Annotated in this window: 26 protein-coding genes; 17 read left to right on the top strand and 9 right to left on the bottom strand. The window is 41.8% G+C overall.

Annotated elements, in window-relative coordinates:
• The first annotated feature begins 81 nt into the window (after window positions 1-81).
• Window positions 82-732, top strand: coding sequence for a tRNA (adenine(22)-N(1))-methyltransferase TrmK (gene trmK, locus M0696_RS12500; protein ID WP_246303150.1), 651 nt, complete (start codon window positions 82-84; stop codon window positions 730-732).
• Entirely contained in the window at window positions 725-1846 is a 1122-nt protein-coding gene (locus tag M0696_RS12495; protein WP_222143178.1) for a Nif3-like dinuclear metal center hexameric protein, read from the top strand. The genes trmK and M0696_RS12495 overlap by 8 nt, the downstream gene beginning before the upstream one ends.
• Window positions 1847-1868: 22 nt before the next feature.
• Here the strand turns inward: M0696_RS12495 and M0696_RS12490 are convergent, their stop codons facing one another.
• Together M0696_RS12490 and M0696_RS12485 are read right to left on the bottom strand one after the other, a co-directional pair.
• Window positions 1869-2813, bottom strand: a complete 945-nt coding sequence (locus M0696_RS12490; RefSeq protein ID WP_222143177.1) for a 4-hydroxy-3-methylbut-2-enyl diphosphate reductase — start codon at window positions 2811-2813, stop codon at window positions 1869-1871.
• Between the two features lie 122 nt (window positions 2814-2935).
• Window positions 2936-3658, bottom strand: a complete 723-nt coding sequence (locus M0696_RS12485) for a YqfQ family protein (protein WP_222143176.1) — start codon at window positions 3656-3658, stop codon at window positions 2936-2938.
• Window positions 3659-3826: 168 nt separating this feature from the next.
• Here M0696_RS12485 and cshB point away from each other — a divergent pair, with 168 nt between their 5' ends.
• Together cshB and M0696_RS12475 are read left to right on the top strand one after the other, a co-directional pair.
• On the top strand, window positions 3827-5143 hold the full coding sequence (gene cshB, locus M0696_RS12480) for a DEAD-box ATP-dependent RNA helicase CshB (protein ID WP_248602001.1): 1317 nt from the start codon (window positions 3827-3829) through the stop codon (window positions 5141-5143).
• 9 nt (window positions 5144-5152) lie between these two features.
• Window positions 5153-6046 (top strand): deoxyribonuclease IV, encoded by an 894-nt coding sequence (locus M0696_RS12475; RefSeq protein ID WP_222143174.1) that lies wholly within the window; start codon window positions 5153-5155, stop codon window positions 6044-6046.
• A gap of 28 nt (window positions 6047-6074) precedes the next feature.
• On the opposite strand, the gene M0696_RS12470 is transcribed toward M0696_RS12475, so the two are convergent.
• Entirely contained in the window at window positions 6075-6329 is a 255-nt protein-coding gene (locus M0696_RS12470) for a DUF2624 domain-containing protein (RefSeq protein ID WP_166850735.1), read from the bottom strand.
• 115 nt (window positions 6330-6444) lie between these two features.
• Here M0696_RS12470 and M0696_RS12465 point away from each other — a divergent pair, with 115 nt between their 5' ends.
• Together M0696_RS12465 and zur are read left to right on the top strand one after the other, a co-directional pair.
• On the top strand, window positions 6445-7326 hold the full coding sequence (locus tag M0696_RS12465; RefSeq protein ID WP_222143173.1) for a YitT family protein: 882 nt from the start codon (window positions 6445-6447) through the stop codon (window positions 7324-7326).
• 142 nt (window positions 7327-7468) lie between these two features.
• On the top strand, window positions 7469-7906 hold the full coding sequence (gene zur / locus M0696_RS12460; RefSeq protein WP_004398578.1) for a zinc uptake transcriptional repressor Zur: 438 nt from the start codon (window positions 7469-7471) through the stop codon (window positions 7904-7906).
• A gap of 42 nt (window positions 7907-7948) precedes the next feature.
• Here the strand turns inward: zur and M0696_RS12455 are convergent, their stop codons facing one another.
• The gene (locus M0696_RS12455) at window positions 7949-8530 is read right to left on the bottom strand and encodes a hypothetical protein (protein WP_166850740.1); all 582 of its coding nucleotides are present in this window, start codon (window positions 8528-8530) and stop codon (window positions 7949-7951) included.
• A 133-nt stretch (window positions 8531-8663) separates the two neighbouring features.
• Between M0696_RS12455 and M0696_RS12450 the strand changes: the two genes are divergently transcribed.
• Complete coding sequence (locus tag M0696_RS12450) at window positions 8664-9053, top strand: DUF308 domain-containing protein (protein WP_166850743.1); 390 nt, start codon at window positions 8664-8666, stop codon at window positions 9051-9053.
• Between the two features lie 24 nt (window positions 9054-9077).
• Here M0696_RS12450 and ispG read toward each other — a convergent pair whose 3' ends face one another.
• Both ispG and M0696_RS12440 read right to left on the bottom strand, forming a co-directional pair.
• Window positions 9078-10211, bottom strand: coding sequence for a flavodoxin-dependent (E)-4-hydroxy-3-methylbut-2-enyl-diphosphate synthase (ispG, locus tag M0696_RS12445; RefSeq protein WP_222143172.1), 1134 nt, complete (start codon window positions 10209-10211; stop codon window positions 9078-9080).
• A gap of 121 nt (window positions 10212-10332) precedes the next feature.
• On the bottom strand, window positions 10333-10632 hold the full coding sequence (locus tag M0696_RS12440; RefSeq protein ID WP_222143171.1) for a LysM peptidoglycan-binding domain-containing protein: 300 nt from the start codon (window positions 10630-10632) through the stop codon (window positions 10333-10335).
• Window positions 10633-10901: 269 nt separating this feature from the next.
• Here M0696_RS12440 and yqgA point away from each other — a divergent pair, with 269 nt between their 5' ends.
• On the top strand, window positions 10902-11330 hold the full coding sequence (gene yqgA / locus M0696_RS12435; RefSeq protein ID WP_166850752.1) for a cell wall-binding protein YqgA: 429 nt from the start codon (window positions 10902-10904) through the stop codon (window positions 11328-11330).
• Window positions 11331-11524: 194 nt separating this feature from the next.
• On the opposite strand, the gene M0696_RS12430 is transcribed toward yqgA, so the two are convergent.
• The gene (locus M0696_RS12430) at window positions 11525-12292 is read right to left on the bottom strand and encodes a DUF1189 domain-containing protein (RefSeq protein WP_222143170.1); all 768 of its coding nucleotides are present in this window, start codon (window positions 12290-12292) and stop codon (window positions 11525-11527) included.
• A gap of 110 nt (window positions 12293-12402) precedes the next feature.
• Between M0696_RS12430 and M0696_RS12425 the strand changes: the two genes are divergently transcribed.
• From M0696_RS12425 to pstB (M0696_RS12385), 9 genes are all read left to right on the top strand, one after another.
• Window positions 12403-12885, top strand: a complete 483-nt coding sequence (locus M0696_RS12425) for a DUF456 domain-containing protein (RefSeq protein WP_222143169.1) — start codon at window positions 12403-12405, stop codon at window positions 12883-12885.
• Between the two features lie 178 nt (window positions 12886-13063).
• Complete coding sequence (gene sodA, locus M0696_RS12420) at window positions 13064-13672, top strand: superoxide dismutase (protein ID WP_222143168.1); 609 nt, start codon at window positions 13064-13066, stop codon at window positions 13670-13672.
• A gap of 106 nt (window positions 13673-13778) precedes the next feature.
• On the top strand, window positions 13779-15071 hold the full coding sequence (locus M0696_RS12415; protein WP_222143167.1) for an MFS transporter: 1293 nt from the start codon (window positions 13779-13781) through the stop codon (window positions 15069-15071).
• Between the two features lie 113 nt (window positions 15072-15184).
• On the top strand, window positions 15185-17335 hold the full coding sequence (pbpA, locus tag M0696_RS12410) for a penicillin-binding protein 2A (RefSeq protein WP_166850765.1): 2151 nt from the start codon (window positions 15185-15187) through the stop codon (window positions 17333-17335).
• Window positions 17336-17489: 154 nt separating this feature from the next.
• Window positions 17490-18392, top strand: coding sequence for a phosphate ABC transporter substrate-binding protein (locus M0696_RS12405; protein ID WP_222143166.1), 903 nt, complete (start codon window positions 17490-17492; stop codon window positions 18390-18392).
• A gap of 66 nt (window positions 18393-18458) precedes the next feature.
• Window positions 18459-19388 carry a phosphate ABC transporter permease subunit PstC gene (gene pstC, locus M0696_RS12400; RefSeq protein WP_166850771.1) on the top strand — a complete coding sequence of 310 codons (930 nt, stop codon included), beginning with the start codon at window positions 18459-18461 and terminating at the stop codon, window positions 19386-19388.
• On the top strand, window positions 19388-20272 hold the full coding sequence (gene pstA, locus M0696_RS12395; RefSeq protein WP_014114423.1) for a phosphate ABC transporter permease PstA: 885 nt from the start codon (window positions 19388-19390) through the stop codon (window positions 20270-20272). The genes pstC and pstA overlap by 1 nt, the downstream gene beginning before the upstream one ends.
• 22 nt (window positions 20273-20294) lie before the next feature.
• Window positions 20295-21104: a phosphate ABC transporter ATP-binding protein PstB gene (gene pstB, locus M0696_RS12390; RefSeq protein WP_166850774.1), complete on the top strand. Its 810-nt coding sequence runs from the start codon at window positions 20295-20297 to the stop codon at window positions 21102-21104.
• A gap of 10 nt (window positions 21105-21114) precedes the next feature.
• The gene (gene pstB, locus M0696_RS12385) at window positions 21115-21897 is read left to right on the top strand and encodes a phosphate ABC transporter ATP-binding protein PstB (RefSeq protein ID WP_166850777.1); all 783 of its coding nucleotides are present in this window, start codon (window positions 21115-21117) and stop codon (window positions 21895-21897) included.
• A gap of 29 nt (window positions 21898-21926) precedes the next feature.
• Here pstB (M0696_RS12385) and M0696_RS12380 read toward each other — a convergent pair whose 3' ends face one another.
• Together M0696_RS12380 and M0696_RS12375 are read right to left on the bottom strand one after the other, a co-directional pair.
• Window positions 21927-22391, bottom strand: coding sequence for an endolytic transglycosylase MltG (locus M0696_RS12380; RefSeq protein WP_166850780.1), 465 nt, complete (start codon window positions 22389-22391; stop codon window positions 21927-21929).
• Complete coding sequence (locus M0696_RS12375; RefSeq protein WP_003226272.1) at window positions 22388-22741, bottom strand: hypothetical protein; 354 nt, start codon at window positions 22739-22741, stop codon at window positions 22388-22390. The genes M0696_RS12380 and M0696_RS12375 overlap by 4 nt, the downstream gene beginning before the upstream one ends.
• Window positions 22742-22780 lie beyond the last annotated feature (39 nt).

The following is a 22780-nucleotide window of genomic DNA, read 5'->3' as shown; positions in this document are numbered from 1 at the left end:
AAGTTGTGATGACAAGTGAACGAATTAAAATTATCTAAACGATTGCAAACAGTAGCGGAATACATACCGAATGGAGCGGTGATGGCCGATATCGGGTCTGACCACGCTTACCTTCCTTGTTATGCGGTGCTGAATCATAAAGCCAGCGGGGCAATTGCCGGAGAAATAACAGACGGCCCGTTTTTGTCTGCCAAGCGGCAGGTTGAAAAATCAGGCTTGAGCGCGCACATTTCTGTAAGGCAGGGAGACGGCCTGGAAGTCATACAAAAAGGTGAAGCCGATGCCATTACGATTGCCGGAATGGGCGGGTCTTTGATCGCTCACATTTTAGAAGCGGGTAAAGACAAATTAACGGGGAAGGAACGGCTTATTTTACAGCCGAATATTCATGCTGTTCATATCAGAGAGTGGCTTTATAAAGAAGGATATGCGCTGACAGATGAAGTGATCCTTGAAGAAGACGGAAAGTGCTATGAGGTGCTTGTCGCCGAAGCGGGAGACAGAGATGCGGCTTATGCCGGTATTTCTATATCAGCCGGGATGCTCGTCGGCCCTTTCTTGGCAAAAGAAAAGAATGCTGTCTTTTTGAAAAAATGGACACAAGAGCTTCAGCACACGCAAAACATTTATGAACAGATCAGCCGAGCTGCAAGTACAGAGCAAAATAAACAGAAATTAAAGGAGCTCGCAGATCGAATAGAGCTGCTAAAGGAGGTTATCGATCATGGCTAAAAGCGTAAATGGGCAGCAGATTATCCAGCTGTTTGAACAATTTTCCCCGAAAGCCTATGCGGTCGAAGGGGACAAAATCGGCCTGCAAATCGGCACCTTAAACAAACCGATTAAAAACGTGATGGTTACACTAGATGTGTTGGAGAGTGTTATCGATGAAGCGATTGAAAAAGAGGTTGATTTAATTATTGCACACCATCCGCCTATTTTCAGGCCGCTAAAACATATTTCAACAGATCAGCCTGCCGGTAGGTTAATTGAAAAGTGTTTAAAGCATGATATCGCTGTTTACGCAGCTCATACAAATTTAGACGTTGCGGACGGCGGCGTAAATGATTTGCTTGCTGAAGCATTAGAGCTGACTGAAACGGAGGTGATGGTGCCTACTTATACTGATCCTCTGAAAAAGCTGGCCGTGTACGTGCCGAAGGAATATGAAGAGCAGGTGAGAACAGCACTTGGAAATGCAGGAGCCGGCCATATCGGCGAATACAGCCATTGCGCATTTTCATCTGAAGGAATCGGCAGCTTTAAGCCGTTGGACGGCGCCAAGCCTTTTATCGGTGAAGTGGGAGAGCTTGAGCTTGTTCATGAAGTTAGGCTAGAGACTGTGTTTCCTAAAAGCATCGAAAAAGCCGTTATAAATGCAATGATAAAAAGCCATCCATATGAAGAAGTCGCTTACGACATCTATCCTGTCGAACAGTCTCCTGCCGAAAAAGGGCTTGGCCGTGTTGGAACACTTAAAAATGAGATGACACTGAAGGAATTCGCTTTATTTGTGAAAGACAAGCTTGAAATGAATGGTGTCAGAATGGTGGGTGAAGCTGACAGCATAGTGAAGAAGGTAGCTGTTCTTGGCGGAGATGGAAACAAGTATATTCATCATGCGAAACGAAAGGGCGCCGATGTTTACGTTACAGGAGATTTATACTTCCATGTGGCTCATGATGCGATGATGCTAGGCCTGAATGTTGTTGATCCAGGCCATTACGCGGAAAAAATCATGAAAGAAGGCGTCACAAAAAAACTGACAACAATGTGCAAGGATAACAAGCTGGACGTGAATATCTTTGCTTCTGAAGCAGATACAAATCCATTTACATTTCTATAAAAAAACTGAGGCTTACACAGCCTCAGTTTTTTGCTTTTACTTTCGGGAGTATTTTTTTGAGCGGTACATTGTGTTCCGTTGTCCAAGTTGATTGATCTTCATGCTCATACTGCTCCAAAAAACGAATGACTTCTTTTGTGATCGGTGTTGGTGTTGATGCCCCCGCAGTAACTGCAACGGTATTAACGCCTTTCAGCCATTCGAGCTTTAATTCGCTTAGGTCGCCGATTCGGTATGCTTTTGTGCCGGCTATTTCCTCTGACACTTGAGCGAGCCTATTGGAATTGTTGCTTTTCGGGTCGCCGACAACGATTGTTAAGTCCGCTTTTTTCGCCTGTTCTGATACAGCTTCCTGCCGTACTTGAGTAGCGAGGCAAATCTCTTGGTGATATTCAACATGAGGATATTTCTCTTTGACAAGCTCCATGATGTCGTGAACATCCCATTGAGACATCGTTGTTTGATTGGTCACGATTAATTTCTCTGCTTGGATATCAAGGTTTTTCACATCTTCTTCTGTTTCAACTAAGTGAACGATCTCAGGCGCTACGCCAACGGCTCCTTCAGGCTCCGGATGCCCTTTTTTGCCGACATAGATCACGTGATAACCTTTTTCTTTCATCTCTAGAATTAAATTGTGAGTTTTCGTCACATCCGGACATGTAGCATCAATTGCGACTAATCCTTTTTCCTCAGCGATTCTTCGGACTTCGGGAGAAACACCATGCGCAGTGAAAATAACAGTTCCTTTTTCAACCTGCTTCAGGATATCCAGACGATTAGCACCGTCTAAAGTAAAGATTCCTTCCTCTTCAAATGCATCAGTGACGTGTTTATTATGAACAATCATCCCGAGTATATAGATGGGTCTTGGCAAGCTTTTATCTAGTGCCGCGTTTTTGGCGATGACCATAGCATCAACAACGCCATAGCAATAGCCGCGCGGCGAAATTTTAATTACGTCCATTTTCGGTTATCCTCCAATACTGAAGTAGGTAAAGGCAATATAAAAAGCCGTAATCAAACGGCTCTATTCTTGCATTCTTCTGATCTCATTATAGCCAATCTCACTTCAGATATCAAAGAATGTTAAATATATAATCTCGGCTTTGAACTGCCTGATGTTCTTTTCGGAGAAGGAGAGGCAGCTTCATTTTTCTTCGGGGCAGATGTTTTTGATTTTTGTTCTTTCCTGTCAGATGTTTTTGATTGTTTGGGCAGAGAAGAACTTTTTGGTTGTTTTTTTTTGTTCCCATCTGAGGTTTTTGCTTCAGCCTCGTTCTCTGTTTCTGAGGTTTCTTCTGAATCTGTTTGATTTTCATTTTCCTCATTGCTCTCTGTATCATCACTTTTATTTAATTGGCTATACAGCTTCATCATTGCCGGCAGATTGCGGACTAATGGGCCGTACTGCTGGATCATAGGAGTGACTTGCTGCGCCATGCCGAGCACTTTTTGCACATTCCCGAGCATGCTGGATAAAGAAGCAGGATTGGCGATATTTTGAATGCCTTGCAGACCAGCTCCTCCACTCGCTGCTGCGCCTGCTCCTGGAGCTCCCGCGCCGCCAGCGCCTCCTCCGCCGGGTAAGAACCTTGAAAGCATCCCTTTTAAGCCTCCGCCCGCACCATTTCTCGCTCCGGCATTTGCCTGAGGAAGAAATTGTCCGGATTGCTGAAAACCCTGCTGCTGCGGTCCAAATGAAGGTCTTCGCATATTAGGCGGTCTTCTGCCCATCATTTGCTGATTTGGCATGGGGCGGGGCGGTCCGGGCTGCGGATAATTTCTCATCGGCTGCTGTGGTGAAAACATACTTGTACCTCCTTTCAGCTCTCTCTGCTATTAGAATATGCATGGGCTGCGGTATTTGCTTTATATAACTGAATAAAACAAACGCCTTGCAAACGTGGTGTTTTTATGCAAAATCGGGTATAATGTGATGATGGACACATAATGTGCCGCTTTAAGGAGCTGGGAAAAATGAAAGAAACCAAATTTGAACTTTATGAATTGAAACCGTTTATTATAGATGCAGTACATCGCCTTGGTTTTTACGAACCGACTGATATTCAGAAAAGGCTGATTCCTGCAGTGTTAAAAAAAGAAAGCGTCATTGGCCAATCCCAGACGGGAACCGGAAAGACGCACGCTTATTTACTGCCTTTATTAAACAAAATTGATCCTGCCAAGGATGTCGTTCAGGTTGTCATTACGGCTCCGACAAGAGAGCTTGCCAACCAGATTCATCAGGAAGCGCTTAAAATCACACAGGGTGAGGAAGGCAGCCAGATTCGCTCGAAATGTTTTATCGGGGGCACAGATAAACAAAAATCGATTGATAAACTGAAGATACAGCCGCATCTTGTTGTCGGTACGCCCGGACGGATTGCCGATTTAATCAAAGAACAGGCGTTAAGTGTTCATAAAGCGGAATCTCTCGTCATTGATGAAGCGGATTTAATGCTGGACATGGGATTTATTGCAGATGTAGATTACATTGGTTCCCGCATGCCTGAGGACCTGCAGATGCTTGTGTTCTCAGCGACGATTCCGGAAAAGCTGAAACCATTTTTGAAAAAATACATGGAAAATCCGAAGTACGCCCACGTAGAGCCAAAACAGGTGACAGCTGCGAAAATCGAGCATATTCTCATTCCTTCGAAACATCGTGACAAGGACAAGCTCCTTTTTGATATCATGTCTCATCTGAATCCATACTTGGGCATTGTGTTTGCTAATACGAAAAACACTGCTGACCATATCGCTCAATATCTAACTGGAAAAGGTATGAAAATCGGGCTGCTGCACGGCGGATTAACGCCTCGTGAACGGAAAAAAGTCATGAAGCAGATCAATGATTTGGAATTCACTTATGTCATTGCAACTGACCTTGCTGCAAGAGGCATTGATATTAAAGGTGTCAGTCATGTTATCAACTATGAGCTGCCGGATGATCTCGATTTCTATGTTCACCGTGTGGGCAGAACCGCTCGCGCCGGTTCATCGGGGCAAGCGATGACCATTTACGAGCTTTCTGATGAGGATGCTTTAGCCAGACTTGAGAAAATGGGCATCGAATTTGATTACTTAGAGCTTGAAAAGGGCGAGTGGAAAAAAGGCGATGACCGCCAGCGCCGAAAAAAACGCAAAAAAACGTCTAACGAAGCGGATGAAATTGCGCATCGTCTCGTGAAAAAGCCGAAGAAGGTTAAGCCTGGATATAAAAAGAAAATGAGCTACGAGATGGAGAAAATCAAGAAAAAACAGAGAAGAAACCAATCTAAAAAAAGAAAGTAGGGGAACCTGTTGTTGAGAATAGGCTCACACGTCTCGATGAGCGGAAAACATATGCTTCTTGCTGCTAGCCAGGAAGCAGTCTCTTATGGGGCGAACACGTTTATGATCTATACAGGCGCACCGCAAAATACGCGCCGAAAGAAAATTGAAGACTTAAATATAGAAGCGGGCCGGGCACACATGCAAGAAAACGGCATTGACGAAATTATCGTACACGCGCCTTATATTATTAATATTGGCAACACGACAAATCCGTCAACTTTTGAGCTTGGTGTCGATTTTCTTCGTTCTGAAATTGAACGGACAGCGGCCATCGGAGCGAAGCAAATTGTCCTTCACCCGGGCGCTCACGTAGGAGCGGGAGCTGAAGCAGGCATCAAAAAAATTATTGAAGGCTTAAATGAAGTGATTGATCCGAATCAAAATGTCCAGATTGCATTAGAAACAATGGCAGGAAAAGGGTCAGAATGCGGCAGAAGCTTTGATGAGCTTGCACAGATTATTGATGGCGTTACTCATAATGAGCATCTTTCAGTGTGCTTTGATACGTGCCATACACATGATGCTGGATATAACATTATCGAAGACTTTGACGGTGTGCTGAATGAGTTCGATAAAATCATCGGCATTGACCGTATTAAAGTGCTTCATATCAATGACAGCAAAAATGTCAAAGGCGCAAGAAAAGACCGCCATGAAAACATTGGCTTTGGTGAAATTGGATTTGACGCATTGCAATATGTTGTTCACCATGAGCAGTTGAAAGACATTCCAAAAATCCTTGAAACACCGTATGTCGGTGAAGATAAAAAGAATAAAAAACCGCCATACCGTTTTGAGATTGAAATGCTGAAAGAAAAACAATTTGATGACACATTGCTCGAAAAGATTTTACAGCAATAAAAAAATGGGGGATAATTCCCCCATTTTTTTAGGTTGTAAATTGTTTGAAAAGTTCGTTAACAGTTTGAGCTGTTTCTTTTGATGTAATTGCCTCTACTTGTTTTAGCAGCCGCATTCGTTCACTCTCATTAAAAATGTTCACATTTTTTCCGTATAATAGGTTTGCTACTTCAATGGCCTGCGGTCTTGTTAAACTGATTCCGTATTGTTTTGAGTACTTCAGCAAATCGTCAGCAGTAGCCTGATTAAGCCGCTGCAAAATAATTTTTTGAAATAAAATCATCGACCATTCCACCTCCAGACTTAATGTATGGGCAAATCAGTAAAATGTGTCAGTGTTTAATGGTAAAATAGATTTATAATGTATTTAAAATAGTTATTGCAGGAAAGGAGATTTTATGACCCCAACAAAACAACATAAGAGAGAAACATTTTCCCGCTTTATTTTCAGGGTCTTCATGATTCTGTCAGGAGCTGCATGTGCGGCTGTAAGTATCGAATTATTTTTAATCCCCAACGATTTTATTGATGGCGGGATCATCGGTGTATCACTTATATTAGACCACCTCTTTATGTCAACCCCAATTCTGAATTTCGCTTTATTTGTTGTCATGTTAAATATTCCTTTTATGATCTTCGGATATAAATATATCGGTAAGACCTTCCTTGTCTCTACGATGATTGGAATTGTGGGGCTTGCCGTTATTGAATCCTCGCTTCACCATGTAGAAGCCATTACAACTCAGCCTATATTGGCCACTGTGTTCGGAGGTCTTTTACTCGGCTTTGGCGTCGGCCTCGTTATTCGAAACGGAGGTTCGATGGATGGTACAGAAATTCTCGGTATTTTGCTGACGAAAAAGCTGCCGTTTTCAGTAGGTGAGTTTGTTATGCTCATCAATGTATTCATTTTCATTTGGGCTGTTTTTGTGTTTGGTCCTGAGCAAGCGATGTACTCTTTCATGACTTATTATATTGCGATGAAAACCATTGATGCTGTGATCCAGGGACTTGATGAAACAAAAGCTGTCATTATCGTGTCTGACCAGTATGATGAGATTTCCGACGCGATTTTGCACCGTCTCGGTCGCGGAACAACCAAGCTGAAGGGGAAAGGCGGATATACGGACGAAGAAAAGGACGTGATTTACGCGGTTGTCACAAGGCTGGAAGTGACTAAGCTAAAATCGATCGTGTTTGAAGTCGATCAAAATGCATTCATAACAATTATGAATACTCATGAAACGAGAGGCGGGAAATTCAAAAACGCAATCCACTAGGCTTTCATTTACTTTTATTCATTTTATGGGTATAATTTTACCTGCAGTAAAGAAAATGGCTTGCTGGGTCAGACAGCTCCATTTTCTTTTTCAATACATGTGTGTGATACGTTCTTAAGCAAAGCGAAAAGGGGGAACCTTCATGAACGTACAAGAAGCGCTGAACCTACTGAAAGAAAACGGATATAAATATACAAACAAACGGGAGGATATGCTGCAGCTTTTTGCTGATTCAGACAGATATCTTACCGCTAAAAACGTACTGTCTGCATTAAATGATGATTATCCCGGCTTAAGCTTTGATACAATCTACAGAAACCTTTCTTTATATGAAGAACTTGGTATTTTGGAAACAACCGAGCTGTCCGGTGAAAAGCTCTTCAGATTTAAGTGTTCATTTACCCATCATCACCATCACTTTATTTGTCTGGCGTGCGGTAAAACAAAGGAAATTGAATCATGTCCGATGGACAAGCTTTGTGATGATTTGGATGGTTATCAGGTTAGCGGGCATAAATTTGAGATTTACGGCACATGCCCTGATTGTACAGCGGAAAACCAAGAAAACACGACTGCATAATTGCATATATATGAGAAAAAGGAGCCCAATTTGGCTCCTTTTTCAGTTATTGACACGTATGAAGTGATATTTGTTGTTATTTATCCATTGAACGGCTTCTAGCCAGTTGTTTACTCTGATGATGTTTGAATCAATCGGAAGCTGATTATAAGGGGAATTGAACAAAATCACCGGGATACCAGCTTCTTTCGCGATCATCATCGCGTTTCCGTGATGATCTTCAAAAAACAAGTCGATGTTGTGATTTTTGACTGCCTCAACTTTATGATGGCCGCCAACAAGTTCGATGTGGTCGTAGTGAATATTTTGTCTGTCAAACCATTCATAGGTAATATCAGTTAAATGAGTCCGTCTTGCTGTAATATAAATTAGCTTGTGCTCCTCTTTGAGGAGGTCAAGTGACTGTTTTGCATGCTGTGCAAGCAATGCTTCCTTATATATGATTGCTTCATTTTGATTCATCCAATCCCAAAATTCTTCCTGCGTAATGTTTAACAGCTTTGTTAAATCATAATCCGTCATATCGTTTAATGAAATGGAAAGATTAAACGAGCGGTTTAAATAAGGGACGAATGTATCCTGAGCCGTAATTGTGCCGTCAATATCTATTCCTAAGCGTAACATGCCCACACTCCTTCAGTTTCATCCCTTCAAGTGTAACATAAACAATTGACATTAACAGAAAAGTTTAGCAAACATGAATCAGGCAAAATAGATCAAACTATAAAAGCTCCTTTAATAAAAACAGAAGGGGGAATTGAAGGTGGCAAACGATTACGAAAAACGTGATAACAACGGCTACTATGTTGATCATGGTTCTGAAGGAACAAATATAACCCGTGACAATGATGGTTTTTTTGAGGAAACGGCTGCTGAAATCGCAGAGCCTTACCGTGCTGCTGACCGCAGCAATGACCAAGACAATGACCGCAGCGGCGGCAATGTCAATGAAGGACGGGGAATAGGGTATATTGCTTTAGCCTTGTCCATTATTTCATTGTTTGTACTGCCTGTTTTATTGGGAGCTGCCGGTATTATTGTCGGCTATATCGCAAGAAGAAGAGGCGCTCAGGGCCTTGGAGCTTGGGCGATGGGTATCGGTATCGTCTCATTAGTGCTTGGAATATTTATTATTCCATTTTTCTAACACAAAAAGCTTGACGGGTTCCCGTCAAGCTTTTTGTGTCTCTTCTTTTGATTTTGCTTTTTCAGCTTCAAGTTTTGCATAGTGTTCCTCAGCAAGAATGTCGATTTCTTTCTTGAGTTCCTCTACCATTGTTTCCTCTGGAACCTTACGGACAATTTTCCCCTTCCGGAATAACAGCCCTTCACCGCGTGCTCCGGCGATACCAATATCAGCTTCTCTGGCTTCACCAGGTCCGTTTACTGCACAGCCGAGAACAGCGACTTTAATCGGCGCTTTAATTTTAGAAATATATTCTTCCACTTCATTGGCGATGCTGATCAAATCAATCTCAATACGGCCGCAAGTCGGACATGAGATGAGTGTGGCAGCATTGGAGGCTAAGCCGAAAGATTTCAGAAGCTCTCTTGCTACTTTTACCTCTTCCACAGGATCTGCGCTTAATGAAATACGCAAGGTGTTTCCGATGCCCTTGCTTAAAATCGCGCCTAGTCCTGCGGCGCTCTTAACTGTGCCGGCAAACAGCGTACCTGATTCTGTGATCCCGAGGTGTAGAGGGTAATCAAATGCTTTCGACGCTTTTTCATAGGCCTCGATCGCAAGGTTGACGTCAGATGCCTTCATGCTGACAATAATATCGTGAAAGTCAAGATCTTCAAGAATTTTAATGTGATGAAGTGCGCTTTCAACCATTCCGTCGGCTGTCGGATAACCGTATTTTTCTAAAATCCGTTTTTCAAGTGAACCAGCGTTAACTCCGATTCTGATCGGAATCCCTTTTTCTTTAGCCGCTTTAACGACCGCTTCGACTTTTTCGCGGCGGCCGATGTTGCCAGGGTTGATTCGGATTTTATCTGCGCCGCCTTCAATGGCTTTTAACGCAAGTTTATAATCGAAATGTATGTCAACAACGAGCGGAATGGAAATGCGTTTTTTAATATCCGCAATGGCGTTTGCTGCCCGTTCATCCGGACATGCTACCCGGACGATTTGGCATCCGGCTTCAGCCAAACGGTTAATTTCCGCAACCGTTGCTTCTACATCATGTGTTTTTGTTGTTGTCATGCTTTGGATGACAACTTCATTGTTGCCGCCTATTGTTAAAGGTCCCACTTTGACGGGACGCGTTTTTGTACGATGTGTGATTTCACTCACTTGCAATCGCTCCTTAATTGTAGTTGCCGCTTCTAGATATAACAATTCTAGTATGGTTTATGTGAATTTATTTTACAAATTACATTGTAACAGTGTCTTCGCCGAACTGACAAGAAATTAACGTTAATTAAGGATAGACCGGGAATTTGTACGCTGTTCCAGCTTGAATGGTGTTAGCTTTCACATTCGGATTCAGTGCTTCAAAATCCTTTACAATGTCGTCGGGAGAACCTGCTGATCCGACAATTGACATAACCGTGTCACCCGGCTTTACCTTCACCGTTTTATACGCTGGTTCTTGTACAGCCGTTTTTGCTGATGCTTCATAGACAGGGAGGTCCTCAATGGGTATCGTTCCAATTTTAAGATCATAAAAAAGAATAAATAGAATAAAAACAATGCTGCATACAAAAGTGAGACGCTTCATCGCTTTTCCTCCTGCATACTAAATTTATACCATAGTATGCTTGTCCAATTAGTTTCATGACAAAAGAAAAGAGACTGCGAAGGCAGTCTCGGGTTATACAGGAGCTTTTTTGGAAGGAATCTTTTCGTTTAAACATGGTCTTCAGAGAGAAAAAGTATAAATTTAGAACAAAAAGGGTCTTTTATAATATAAATGTTTATATTCCATTATTTACAATGAACGATGGTTTTGTTAGGATAATTAAGTATAGTTTAAAGGAGGATCCAAAAATGAAGCAAGGAAAATTTTCAGTGTTTTTAATTTTGCTACTCATGTTAACGTTGGTAGCGGTACCTAAAGAAAAGGCAGAGGCGGCAAGTAGTGGTTGGCAGCCAGTAAGCGGTATCTCTGGTTGTAAAATAAGAGTTATTACAGACGCTTATACATATACTAAGAGTGCCACATCTATTGATGCTTATGCTGAAACAAATGGTAAATGCGGTAAACTAAATTATAAGAACTTTGGTGTATCTATAGTTGAGGGTGGGAACATTGGTCCGCAATATTCAGGGTACTTTTCAAGTAGAACTCCAACCAAAAAGTTTTACTTCAGTAAATTACCAAAACCGACAGGAACACCTTGGGCAGTAGGTTTATCCGTATATAAGGGAAAAGCTAAGGGAGCTGCATTTGTATATATAAACCCACAAAAAAGATAATAATAGAATAGCGCTGATGATTATCAAGAAGAACGGAAGCCATTTCTAACTTGTTGGTAGTTTAAATTTAAAAAGCTAGGTGCCTATTGGCATCTAGCTTTTTAAATTGCAATTATTATCCTTCTCTTTAAGAATTCTATCCTTTTTTATTAAATACACTCTCTATTTAAAGGTTGAAAATTAATAATATTTTTCTAATTTTTATTAATTATTTTTTTCGAAGGAATCTCTTTTAAAACGAGAAACAGGATGACAAAGTTGACAAACCAGTTCAGCAAAAATTCACTTGGAACTGTCACTTCTACCGCACGCATGATTGTAAAGAATACAGTCGATAGGGTGATGGAATAGGCAGAAAGCTTCCAGAGCTGGTGATAGGACAGATGTTTTTTCTGTGAATTCTTAATGATTACTCCGATAAGCGCTAAGAATGATACTTCAATAAATTTTCCTGCGGCTGTTACGAGGAAAATGAGAGCTGAGAGAACAGTTACAATCATCGCTTTATTTTGATTTAAACCTGCAATGACATCTTTTTTCTTTAACTCAGATGGCATCATTGAGTAAGGCATCTCTTGGGCTTGTCCGTCAATGGCCAAAACAAATTTGTTCTGAAGGATGCCAATCGCGTTTTGCTTTGCTTCAATTTGTTCGGTACCGTAGGCGTCTGTCGGATCAAACACGATAACGAAACCATTTGCCTGTGATTCCGTGGCTTTTTTCTCCTCAGTTTGAAGTTTGCCGTTTGAAATTGTGAAATCAGGGAAATCTTTGTTTAAAACGGTTTTAAAGCCGTTCATTGATTTTACTGTCCCTGAGCTTACGTAATAAGCGGTTGGAATTGCAAAAAGGACAGAGAGCAAAAATACATAAAGAATCGCTTTTCCGATTCCTTGAAATCTTGTTTTTGCAATATCACGGGGAGAGTATGTACTTTTGATGAAAAGCTGAAATACATTCACTATCTTCACTTCCTAGCTATACTAATATATGTTGCTTATTGTATCGTTGCAAGCGTGTGAATACAAGGAAGACATGAAGAAGATGGATGTAAAAAGGGAGGATGGATGCTATGGATTTGTTGTATTGGCTGGTGATTGCGGCGGTATTTATCATCGCTTTTATCGGACTGGTGTACCCAGTTATTCCGAGTGTAGTATTTATTGTTGCCGGCTTTGTATTGTACGGATTTTTGTTTTCATTCAGTCCGTATTCTTATATGTTCTGGCTCGTTGAAGCTGTTTTTGCCGCAGTATTATTCGCCGCAGATTACGTGTCTAATCTGCTTGGAGTAAAAAGGTTCGGCGGAAGCAAAGCCGCCATATGGGGAAGCACGATCGGTTTATTAATCGGGCCTTTCGTCATTCCAGTTGCGGGGATCATATTAGGGCCGTTTATCGGGGCAGTTTGTGCAGAACTTATCGTCCATCAAAAGGACTTAAAGTCAGCGTTTAAAATCGGTCTTGGCTCGCTCATTGGCTTTTTAACAGGGGTTATTGCTAAGGGTATCATCCAGCTTTTGATGATCGGATATTTTTTGTGGACGGTCCTATAAGAATGTCGGGCAGCAGGTTTAATGGGGCGGATTATCGGTTAAAGTGAAATATGTCCGCTGAAATGAGCCAAAATGTGAGCATTTTCATTGATTACAAAGCATTCTTTTGTTACATTGAATGAAGAAAGGCTCGCTGTGAAGCGGCATTTCAGTACATATATATTAAGGAGGAATTATCATGGCTTACGAACTTCCAGAATTACCTTATGCGTACGATGCTTTAGAACCGCATATCGACAAGGAAACTATGACTATTCACCATACGAAACACCACAACACATACGTGACAAATTTAAACAAAGCGGTTGAAGGAAACACTGCTCTTGCAAACAAATCAGTTGAAGAGCTTGTTGCAGACCTTAATGCTGTTCCTGAAAACATCCGCACTGCAGTCCGCAACAACGGCGGTGGACACGCGAACCACAAATTATTCTGGACACTATTATCTCCAAACGGCGGAGGCGAGCCGACTGGCGCGCTTGCTGACGAGATCAACAGTGTATTTGGAAGCTTTGACAAATTCAAAGAGCAATTCGCAGCTGCAGCAGCTGGACGCTTCGGTTCTGGCTGGGCATGGCTTGTTGTGAACAACGGCAAACTTGAAATCACAAGCACGCCAAACCAAGATTCTCCGCTTTCTGAAGGCAAAACGCCTATCTTAGGTCTTGACGTTTGGGAGCATGCTTACTACCTTAACTATCAAAACCGCCGTCCTGACTACATTTCAGCGTTCTGGAATGTTGTGAACTGGGACGAAGTGGCTCGTCTATACAGCGAAGCAAAATAATGTCACAAACAAGGTCCTCAATATAGGGCCTTGTTTTTTTATGTCTTCTTTTTACATATCTCGGTTTGAGTGAGACAGACTAAGGGATAGTAAAGGGGAGTCAGTAATGAGCAAACTAAAAAAAGTGATTGGCGATGTAGAGGTAAACAAAGGATTACTCTTTCTGCTGACCATAGGCGGGCTTTACTCGCTGGGAATTGCACTGTCGAATACATTTGTTAATGTGTATCTTTGGAAGCAGTCAGGGAAATTTATTGATTTGGCGATATACAATTTATCCATTGTGACAATGCAGCCGATAACCTTTTATTTGGCTGGGCGGTTAGCCAAAAAAATAGACAGGGTGTTCATTTTAAGGTTCGGCGTCATTTTTTTAGCTGCCTTTTATTTAAGTGTGCTTTTAGCCGGAGAAACGGCGGCCAGCCGGCTCGTACTGATCGGCGCAGTGCTCGGGGTGGGGTATGGCTTTTATTGGCTTGCGTTTAACGTGCTGACTTTTGAAATAACAGAGCCGGAGACGCGAGACTTTTTCAACGGATTTATGGGCATTCTGTCTTCCTCTGCGGGAATGATCGGTCCGATTGTAGCGGGATTCGTTATCTCAAGGCTTGAAAATAATACGGGTTACACAGTGATTTTCAGTCTCTCCCTCAGTTTATTTGCCTTGGCTGTCGTAATGAGCTTTTTTTTAAAGCGGAGAGAATCAAAGGGCCGTTTTATGCTGAGCAAAGTGTTTGGAGAGCGCCATAGCAATATGAACTGGCGGAGAATTACGAATGCGCATTTTTTTCAGGGTTTGAGAGAAGGGATTTTTGTCTTTTTAATCAGTGTATTTGTATTTATTGAGACAAACAGCGAACTTGCCCTTGGCACATTTGGCCTCGTCAACTCAGCTGTTTCCTTCTTTGCCTACTACTTTGCATCGAGGCTGATAAAGAAAAAGGCAAGAAAAAAAGCGATTTTGCTGGGCGGGCTTATTCTATATGGGGCGATGTTTTTGATTCTGTTTCATATGAGCTTTACGACATTATTGACGTACGGCGTTTTTATTGCCATCGGCTATCCACTTTTGCTCGTGCCATATGTATCACTTACATATGATGTGATAGGCCGGGCGAGGCATGCCAGAAAAGCAAGAATTGAATATATCGTGCTGAGGGAAATGTTTTTAAATGCCGGCAGGATTGTCTCCATTTTATGCTTTCTCCTGATCGTGGCCCTTCTGAAAGAGGATGTGGGAATTCCTTTGTCACTTGCTATATTGGGCGTAGGACATCCGCTGATTTATTACTTTGTCAAGGATATCCGTTTTAAGGAGAAAGAAGAGGAAAATGAAACTATGGAAGAAGACGGCCAAAAACGGGTAACTGAACCGAATCTTTTAAAAGGCGAAAGATAATTTTTTGTCAAAAAGGGGTTATCTGTAGAAAAAAGTCGAAAAAACCTTTAAAATGAAAACTGGCACTCTTACTTGAGTGTCTTTTCTTTCTGTAAATAGAAAAAGGTGATGTTATGAGGAGAAATAAACCAAAAAAGCAAAATCATAAAGAGAAAAAGAAGTCGCTTCCGATCCGGCTGAATATTTTATTTTTGGCTGCCTTTGTCATATTTACCTGGATCATTGTGGAACTGGGCATCAAGCAGATTGTGCAAGGCGATGATTACAAAAATCAAGCTAATAAGCAGGAACAAAGTGAAGTTAGCTCGGCGGTGCCGCGCGGGAAAATTTATGATCGAAACTTTAACGCCATCGTGACAAATAAGGCTTTAAATGCAATCACATACACCAGATCTAAATCGACCACGCAAAAGCAACGTTTAAAGATCGCAAAAAAGCTGTCTGAAATGATTAAAGTTGACACAAAAAAAGTAACAGAACGGGATAAAAAAGATTATTGGATTTTGACTAGACCGAAAGAAGCGAAAAAGCTGATTACCTCTAAAGAAAGACAGCAGGTTGAAGACAAAAAATTATCCGATGACGATTTATATCAGCTTCAGCTAAAACGAATTACTGATAAGCAGCTGAATGAACTGACGGATAAAGACATGCAGATCCTCGCCATCAAAAGACAGATGGATTCAGGATATGCATTGACCCCTCAATATATCAAAAATGAAGATGTATCAGCGAAAGAAATGGCAGTAGTAAGTGAACATTTAGACGAACTGCCGGGGGTTGATGTCACGTCCGATTGGGAACGTGAATATCCGTATAAAAACCTTCTTCGCTCAGTGCTCGGAAGTGTTTCCAGCTCTGATGAAGGATTGCCGTCCAACTTGCTCGACCATTATCTGTCGCTTGGTTACAGCCGAAATGACAGGGTCGGAAAAAGCTATTTGGAATACCAATACGAAAGCCTTCTGCAGGGACAAAAAGCAAAGGTAGAAAATATCACAGATTCAAACGGCAATGTGACGGGAACAAAAACGGTTTCTGAAGGCAAAGCTGGTAAAGATCTTGTGCTTACGATTGATATTGATTTGCAAAAAGAAGTGGAAAAAATTATTGAGAAGAATCTAAAATCTGCTAAAGCACGAGCAAGCACTCAATTGTTAGACCGTGCTTTCGTTGTCATGATGGATCCTAGAAACGGTGAAGTGCTGACGATGGCGGGTAAGCAAATTAAACGAGAAAATGGAGCATACAAGTTTGATGATTACGCATTAGGAAATATGACTTCATCCTATGCCATGGGATCAGCCGTTAAAGGTGCAACTGTTTTGACCGGCCTGCAAACTGGTGCTATTAATTTGAATACGATTTTTAAGGATGAACCTTTGTATATCGGACAAGATAAAAAAGGGAAAAAGTCTTGGCAAAACATGGGGCCAGTTGATATTCAGACAGCATTACAGAAATCTTCTAACGTATTTATGTTTAAAACTGCGATCGCAATCGGAAAAGGTGAATATAAACCGCATCAAGCATTACCAATTGATACAACGGCCTTTGATACATTCCGGAATTACTTCAGCCAATTTGGTTTGGGTGTCAAAACTGGAATTGATCTTCCGAATGAAATGACAGGCTATAAAGGAACAAACAGATTAACGGGATTCTTGCTTGACTATGCGATCGGCCAGTACGATACGTATACACCGCTGGAACTGGCACAATACGTATCAACGATTGCAAACGGCGGCTACCGCTTGAAACCTCAGCTAGTAAAAGAAGTCAGAGAACCTAATGCTGAAAAAGGGATTGGTGCTGTCGTGCAATCCGTTCAGCCGGAAGTGCTGAATAAAATTGACATGAAGAGTGAATACATTAAAGAAGTACAGGCCGGATTCAGACGAGTGATGACAAAAGGGACAGCTGCCAGCCAATTTGCATCAGCTTCTTATCAGCCTGCGGGCAAAACAGGAACAGCACAATCGTTCTATGACGGGCCTGATAAATCAAAAACAGGAACAGCGACATATAATACGACACTTGTCGCTTATGCACCGGCTGATAATCCTGAAATTGCAATCTCAGTAGTAGTACCTTGGGCTTATATTGATTATGGCGCTAAATATACCATTACAAACGAAATTGGCAGAGAGGTAATGGATAAATATTTTGAGCTGAAATCGAAGCAGGACAAAGAAGATACTCAGCAAAAGAATAAAGATAAAATCGAAGAGAATGCAGAAAACACAACGTCTTCTGATAACTAAAAAGAAACGCTCACATGATGTGGGCGTTTTTTTTATACAAAAAAACGCATTGATTTACAAAACCTTAACATTCGATTCAAACCCTTTTTACACAGAACCTTTACTCTATACGTGTAGGACAAATTACACATTATACGCAGGGGGAATTCAGGAAATGAAAAAAAACAAATTGGTGCTTATGCTTCTGATGGCTGCTTTTATGATCATTGCAGCTGCATGCGGAAATGCAGGAGAAAGTGAAAAATCAAATAGCGATTCTGCAAAAGGAGAAGGAAAGGCATCAGGTTCTTTAACCATTTCTGGTTCATCGGCTATGCAGCCATTAGTACTTGCAGCAGCAGAAAAATTTATGGAAGAAAACCCTGATGCTGATATACAGGTACAAGCTGGCGGTTCTGGAACAGGACTTTCTCAAGTCTCTGAAGGAGCTGTTCAGATCGGGAATTCAGACGTTTTTGCTGAAGAAAAAGAAGGGATCGATGCAAAAGCGCTTGTCGATCATCAAGTCGCAGTAGTTGGTATGGCAGCAGCTGTAAACCCTGATGCTGGTGTGAAGGATATTTCAAAAGATGAACTAAAAAAAATCTTCACTGGCAAAATCAAAAACTGGAAAGAGCTTGGCGGCAAGGACCAAAAGATTACACTTGTAAACCGTCCTGATTCTTCTGGCACACGTGCTACATTTGTGAAATATGCGCTTGACGGAGAAGAACCTGCAGAAGGCATTACTGAAGATTCTTCCAACACAGTAAAAAAGATCATTGCTGACACTCCGGGAGCGATTGGATATCTTGCATTCTCATATTTAACAGATGACAAAGTAACTGCTTTATCTATTGACGGCGTAAAACCTGAAGCGAAAAATGTTGCAACTGGTGAGTATCCGATCTGGGCTTATCAGCATTCTTACACAAAAGGTGAAGCAGCAGATTTAGCTAAAGAATTTCTTGATTATCTAAAGAGTGAAGACATTCAAAAAAGCATTGTTACTGACCAAGGCTACATTCCGGTTACTGATATGAAAGTGACACGAGATGCCAACGGGAAACAAAGCTGATCTTAATAAAAAGAGGAGTGCGGACAACCGTTTCTCCTCTTAACACATTCATAGGAGTGTAAAACAATGATAAACAATAGAGAAAATATGTCTGTGAGCGAGCGTTTGATCAGCTCAAGGCAAAATCGGCAATTGGATGAAGTTCGAGGAAGAATGATTGTGACAGCTTGTGCGCTTATTATGATTGCGGCATCTGTTGCGATCACTATTTTCCTCGGCGTTAAGGGGCTGCAATCTTTTCTTGTAAATGGTGTAAGCCCAATTGAATTCTTAACGAGCCTAAATTGGAACCCTACAGATACTGATCCGAAATATGGAGTACTGCCATTTATTTTTGGATCATTTGCAGTAACGATTCTTTCTGCTCTCATTGCTGCACCGCTTGGCATTGCTGGTGCGATTTTTATGACAGAAATTGCGCCCAATTGGGGAAAGAAAGTGCTGCAGCCGGTAATTGAGCTTTTAGTCGGCATTCCATCTGTTGTTTATGGATTCATAGGTCTTACAGTATTGGTACCGTTTATCGCCCAGTTCAAATCGAGCGGAACAGGGCACAGTTTATTGGCGGGAACGATTGTCCTCTCTATCATGATTCTGCCGACCATCACATCGATCTCTGCTGATGCGATGGCTTCCCTTCCGAAGAGCTTAAGAGAAGGTTCTTACGCGTTAGGTGCGACTAGATGGCAGACGATCAGAAAAGTACTTGTGCCTGCAGCCTTTCCGACATTAATGACGGCTGTTGTGCTTGGAATGGCACGGGCGTTTGGTGAAGCTTTGGCTGTTCAGATGGTTATTGGAAATACAAGAGCATTGCCGGAAAGCCTGTTTGACACTGCCGGAACACTGACAACGATCATCACGCTGAATATGGGCCACACCACATATGGCAGCGTTGAAAACAATACGCTGTGGTCCATGGGGCTTGTGCTTCTGGTGATGTCATTCTTGTTCATCTTGCTTATTCGCTACTTGTCATCTAGGAGGAAAGTGTAATGAACCGCAAAATAACAGATAAACTGGCGACTGGAATGTTTGGTTTGTGCGCAGCCATTATCGCTGCAATTCTAGTTGGCTTGTTTTCCTATATTATTATAAACGGTGTTTCACAGCTCAGCTTCGATTTTATTACGACAAAATCGAGCGCCATTGCAGCTGGAGGAGGAATACGCGACCAGCTGTTTAACTCCTTTTATATTTTGTTTATTACGATGCTGATTACAATCCCGCTCGGTGTGGGCGGCGGAGTGTTCATGGCTGAGTATGCGCCTAATAACAAAGTCACTGATTTCATCAGAACATGCATAGAGGTGCTTTCATCTCTTCCGTCTATTGTCATCGGGATGTTTGGATTATTGATGTTTGTCAACTTAACAGGCTGGGGATATACGATCATAGGCGGGGCGCTTGCGTTAACTGTTTTTAACCTTCCTGTCATGGTGCGTGTGACAGAAGACGCGATCCGTTCAGTACCTAAAGATCTGAAGGAAGCCTCTCTCGCTTTAGGTGTATCACGCTGGCATACCGTAAAAACTGTTTTAATTCCAAGTGCGATTCCTTCTATCATCACAGGAGCAATTTTAGCGTCAGGAAGGGTGTTCGGGGAAGCGGCGGCATTATTATTTACAGCCGGTCTGACAACGCCGCGTCTTAACTTTACGGAGTGGAACCCGTTTTCTGAAACATCGCCGCTCAATATTTTCCGGCCCGCTGAAACACTTGCGGTCCACATTTGGAACGTAAATACGCAAGGAATCATTCCGGATGCAGAAGCGATTGCCAACGGAGGTTCTGCGGTGCTGGTGATTTCTGTTCTTGTGTTTAATCTCGCAGCAAGATGGCTTGGCACGATGATCTACAAAAAGCTTACGGCAAATTAGAACGGAAAGAGGCGAAAAAAACATGTCTGTACAAATGGTAAAAGAAAAGCCTGAGCGTTCTGTTTTCGTTCCAAAACAGCGCCACGTGCTCGAAGTGAAAGATCTGTCTATTTTTTACGGCACTAAACAAGCGGTACACCATGTGAATATGGATATTGAAAAGAATGCGGTGACTGCTTTGATTGGACCGTCAGGATGCGGAAAGTCGACTTTTTTGAGAAACATTAACCGAATGAATGACTTAATTCCTTCTGCAAGAGCTGAAGGTGAAATCCTTTATGAAGGTTTAAATATACTGGATGGCAATATTAACGTTGTCAGCTTAAGAAGAGAAATTGGAATGGTTTTCCAAAAACCGAATCCATTTCCGAAATCGATCTATGCGAATATCACACATGCATTGAAATATGCCGGAGAGCGGAATAAAGCTGTTTTAGATGAGATCGTGGAAGAAAGCTTAACAAAAGCTGCGCTCTGGGATGAGGTGAAGGATCGTTTGCATTCATCTGCACTCTCGTTATCAGGCGGCCAGCAGCAGCGTTTATGCATCGCGAGAACGCTTGCGATGAAGCCGGCTGTTCTTCTGCTGGATGAACCAGCTTCAGCACTAGATCCGATTTCAAATGCAAAAATAGAAGAATTAATTACAGAATTGAAAAGCGAATACTCGATTATTATTGTCACGCACAATATGCAGCAGGCTCTGCGGGTTTCTGACCGGACAGCATTCTTTTTAAACGGCGAGCTTGTAGAATACGGACAGACTGAACAGATTTTCACCAGTCCGAAGCAGCAAAAGACAGAGGATTATATTAACGGGAAATTCGGATAGGAGGGCGGCAATGAGTATTGCTACCGAAGCGGTAATGAAACAGGAAGTCTATCAAGTCAATGGTATGAATTTATGGTATGGACAGCATCATGCTTTAAAAAATATCAATTTGAGCATCCATGAAAACGAGGTCACGGCGATTATCGGGCCATCAGGATGCGGGAAATCGACCTTTATTAAAACTTTGAATTTAATGATTCAAATGACGCCGAATGTAAAACTTGCAGGTGAGCTGAACTATAATGGCAGCAACATTTTAAAGGGTAAAGTGGATATCGTGGATTTGCGAAAAAATATCGGTATGGTATTTCAAAAAGGGAATCCGTTTCCGCAATCTATATTTGATAATGTCGCTTACGGACCGAGAGTCCACGGCACCAAAAATAAAAAGAAGCTACAGGACATTGTGGAAAAGTCATTAAAAGATGTGGCGTTATGGGATGAGGTGAAGGATCGTTTGCATTCATCCGCTCTTTCGCTATCAGGAGGCCAGCAGCAGCGTCTTTGTATCGCCAGAGCCCTTGCGACAAATCCTGATATTTTGCTGATGGATGAACCGACATCTGCACTAGATCCAATTTCAACGAGAAAAATTGAAGAACTCATTCTTGAGCTGAAAAATAAATATACCATTGTCATTGTCACGCACAACATGCAGCAGGCAGCAAGGGTTTCTGATCAAACCGCCTTTTTCTATATGGGTGAGCTTGTTGAATGCGACAATACCAATAAAATGTTCTCTAACCCGCAGGATCAAAGAACCCTCGATTACATTACAGGAAAGTTTGGATAAAAAAACAGGCTGACAGTCAGCCTGTTTTTTTATCGTGTTAATGTTTTTACGATCTTTTTGAAACTCATGTCTGATTTTACTTTAAACTCACCGGCGCGGATTTCTTTGTGATAGCCGGCATCAATGACATAGTCATTAAAGTCTTGAGCCGAGGAGATGATGCCTTCTTTTTCAAGAATAGCTGATACATCTGCGGTGCTCATGCCGTCTTTAATGATGAGCTTGTATGTTTTGACTTTGTCTGTTTTTGCGTCTGAGCTGCTGTCATCGTTTAAGGATTTCTCTTTTGAATCGAGAAGTTTTTGATATTCATCACGGTTAACAGAAACCATTTTTTTAGAATCAAGGTAGTTGTTCACGTCTTGTTCGGTTACTGTTTTATTTTCTTTTACAGCAGCGGCCTGATCTTCGTCTGTCAGATAAAAAACAGCTGCAAGAACGGCTGTCGCTAAAATGATACCGCCAGCAAATGCCTGAATGCCCCGTTTTGTCATACGAGCACCTTCTCGTTATCTTTGATAATCGTATTTACGTCTTCCACTGATACATGCTCAGCTTTAGCAATGGCTTCAGCGGACATGCCGTTATTATATTTAGAAAGTATTTGTTTAGCGATTTTTTGATTGATATCGCTATGCTTTGATTTGCGGATGACAAGGTTTGTTTCCAGTAATTCTTCCTCAAGCACTGTCATTTTCTTTTTGAGCTTATAAATTTCTTGCATCGCAGAAAGCTGTAGCGTTTCGAGCTCCTGTTCTACATCTTTCATCGGATCTCTTTGAGAATATGAGAATGCAATTAGCGCTATACTGACGATAAACAACGCAATAATAGCAATTTCCACGTTTCATCACCTTCTATTCTTTTTTTATCCTTCTTTTTT

Origin of the sequence: Bacillus rugosus (assembly GCF_023238245.1) — a bacterium.
Taxonomy (GTDB): domain Bacteria; phylum Bacillota; class Bacilli; order Bacillales; family Bacillaceae; genus Bacillus; species Bacillus rugosus.
This window is presented reverse-complemented; position numbering and strand designations above follow the sequence as displayed.

Coding starts and splice junctions, on each gene's coding strand:
- zur (WP_004398578.1), top strand. CDS start 7,469: ATGAACGTACAAGAAGCGCTGAACCTACTGAAAGAAAACGGATATAAA.
- M0696_RS12425 (WP_222143169.1), top strand. CDS start 12,403: ATGGATTTGTTGTATTGGCTGGTGATTGCGGCGGTATTTATCATCGCT.
- M0696_RS12380 (WP_166850780.1), bottom strand. CDS start 22,391: ATGACAAAACGGGGCATTCAGGCATTTGCTGGCGGTATCATTTTAGCG.
- M0696_RS12485 (WP_222143176.1), bottom strand. CDS start 3,658: ATGTTTTCACCACAGCAGCCGATGAGAAATTATCCGCAGCCCGGACCG.
- pstC (WP_166850771.1), top strand. CDS start 18,459: ATGATAAACAATAGAGAAAATATGTCTGTGAGCGAGCGTTTGATCAGC.
- M0696_RS12465 (WP_222143173.1), top strand. CDS start 6,445: ATGACCCCAACAAAACAACATAAGAGAGAAACATTTTCCCGCTTTATT.
- M0696_RS12470 (WP_166850735.1), bottom strand. CDS start 6,329: ATGATTTTATTTCAAAAAATTATTTTGCAGCGGCTTAATCAGGCTACT.
- M0696_RS12405 (WP_222143166.1), top strand. CDS start 17,490: ATGAAAAAAAACAAATTGGTGCTTATGCTTCTGATGGCTGCTTTTATG.
- M0696_RS12415 (WP_222143167.1), top strand. CDS start 13,779: ATGAGCAAACTAAAAAAAGTGATTGGCGATGTAGAGGTAAACAAAGGA.
- sodA (WP_222143168.1), top strand. CDS start 13,064: ATGGCTTACGAACTTCCAGAATTACCTTATGCGTACGATGCTTTAGAA.
- trmK (WP_246303150.1), top strand. CDS start 82: ATGGCCGATATCGGGTCTGACCACGCTTACCTTCCTTGTTATGCGGTG.
- M0696_RS12440 (WP_222143171.1), bottom strand. CDS start 10,632: ATGAAGCGTCTCACTTTTGTATGCAGCATTGTTTTTATTCTATTTATT.
- cshB (WP_248602001.1), top strand. CDS start 3,827: ATGAAAGAAACCAAATTTGAACTTTATGAATTGAAACCGTTTATTATA.
- pstA (WP_014114423.1), top strand. CDS start 19,388: ATGAACCGCAAAATAACAGATAAACTGGCGACTGGAATGTTTGGTTTG.
- yqgA (WP_166850752.1), top strand. CDS start 10,902: ATGAAGCAAGGAAAATTTTCAGTGTTTTTAATTTTGCTACTCATGTTA.
- pbpA (WP_166850765.1), top strand. CDS start 15,185: ATGAGGAGAAATAAACCAAAAAAGCAAAATCATAAAGAGAAAAAGAAG.
- M0696_RS12490 (WP_222143177.1), bottom strand. CDS start 2,813: ATGGACGTAATTAAAATTTCGCCGCGCGGCTATTGCTATGGCGTTGTT.
- M0696_RS12495 (WP_222143178.1), top strand. CDS start 725: ATGGCTAAAAGCGTAAATGGGCAGCAGATTATCCAGCTGTTTGAACAA.
- pstB (WP_166850777.1), top strand. CDS start 21,115: ATGAGTATTGCTACCGAAGCGGTAATGAAACAGGAAGTCTATCAAGTC.
- M0696_RS12455 (WP_166850740.1), bottom strand. CDS start 8,530: ATGTTACGCTTAGGAATAGATATTGACGGCACAATTACGGCTCAGGAT.
- pstB (WP_166850774.1), top strand. CDS start 20,295: ATGTCTGTACAAATGGTAAAAGAAAAGCCTGAGCGTTCTGTTTTCGTT.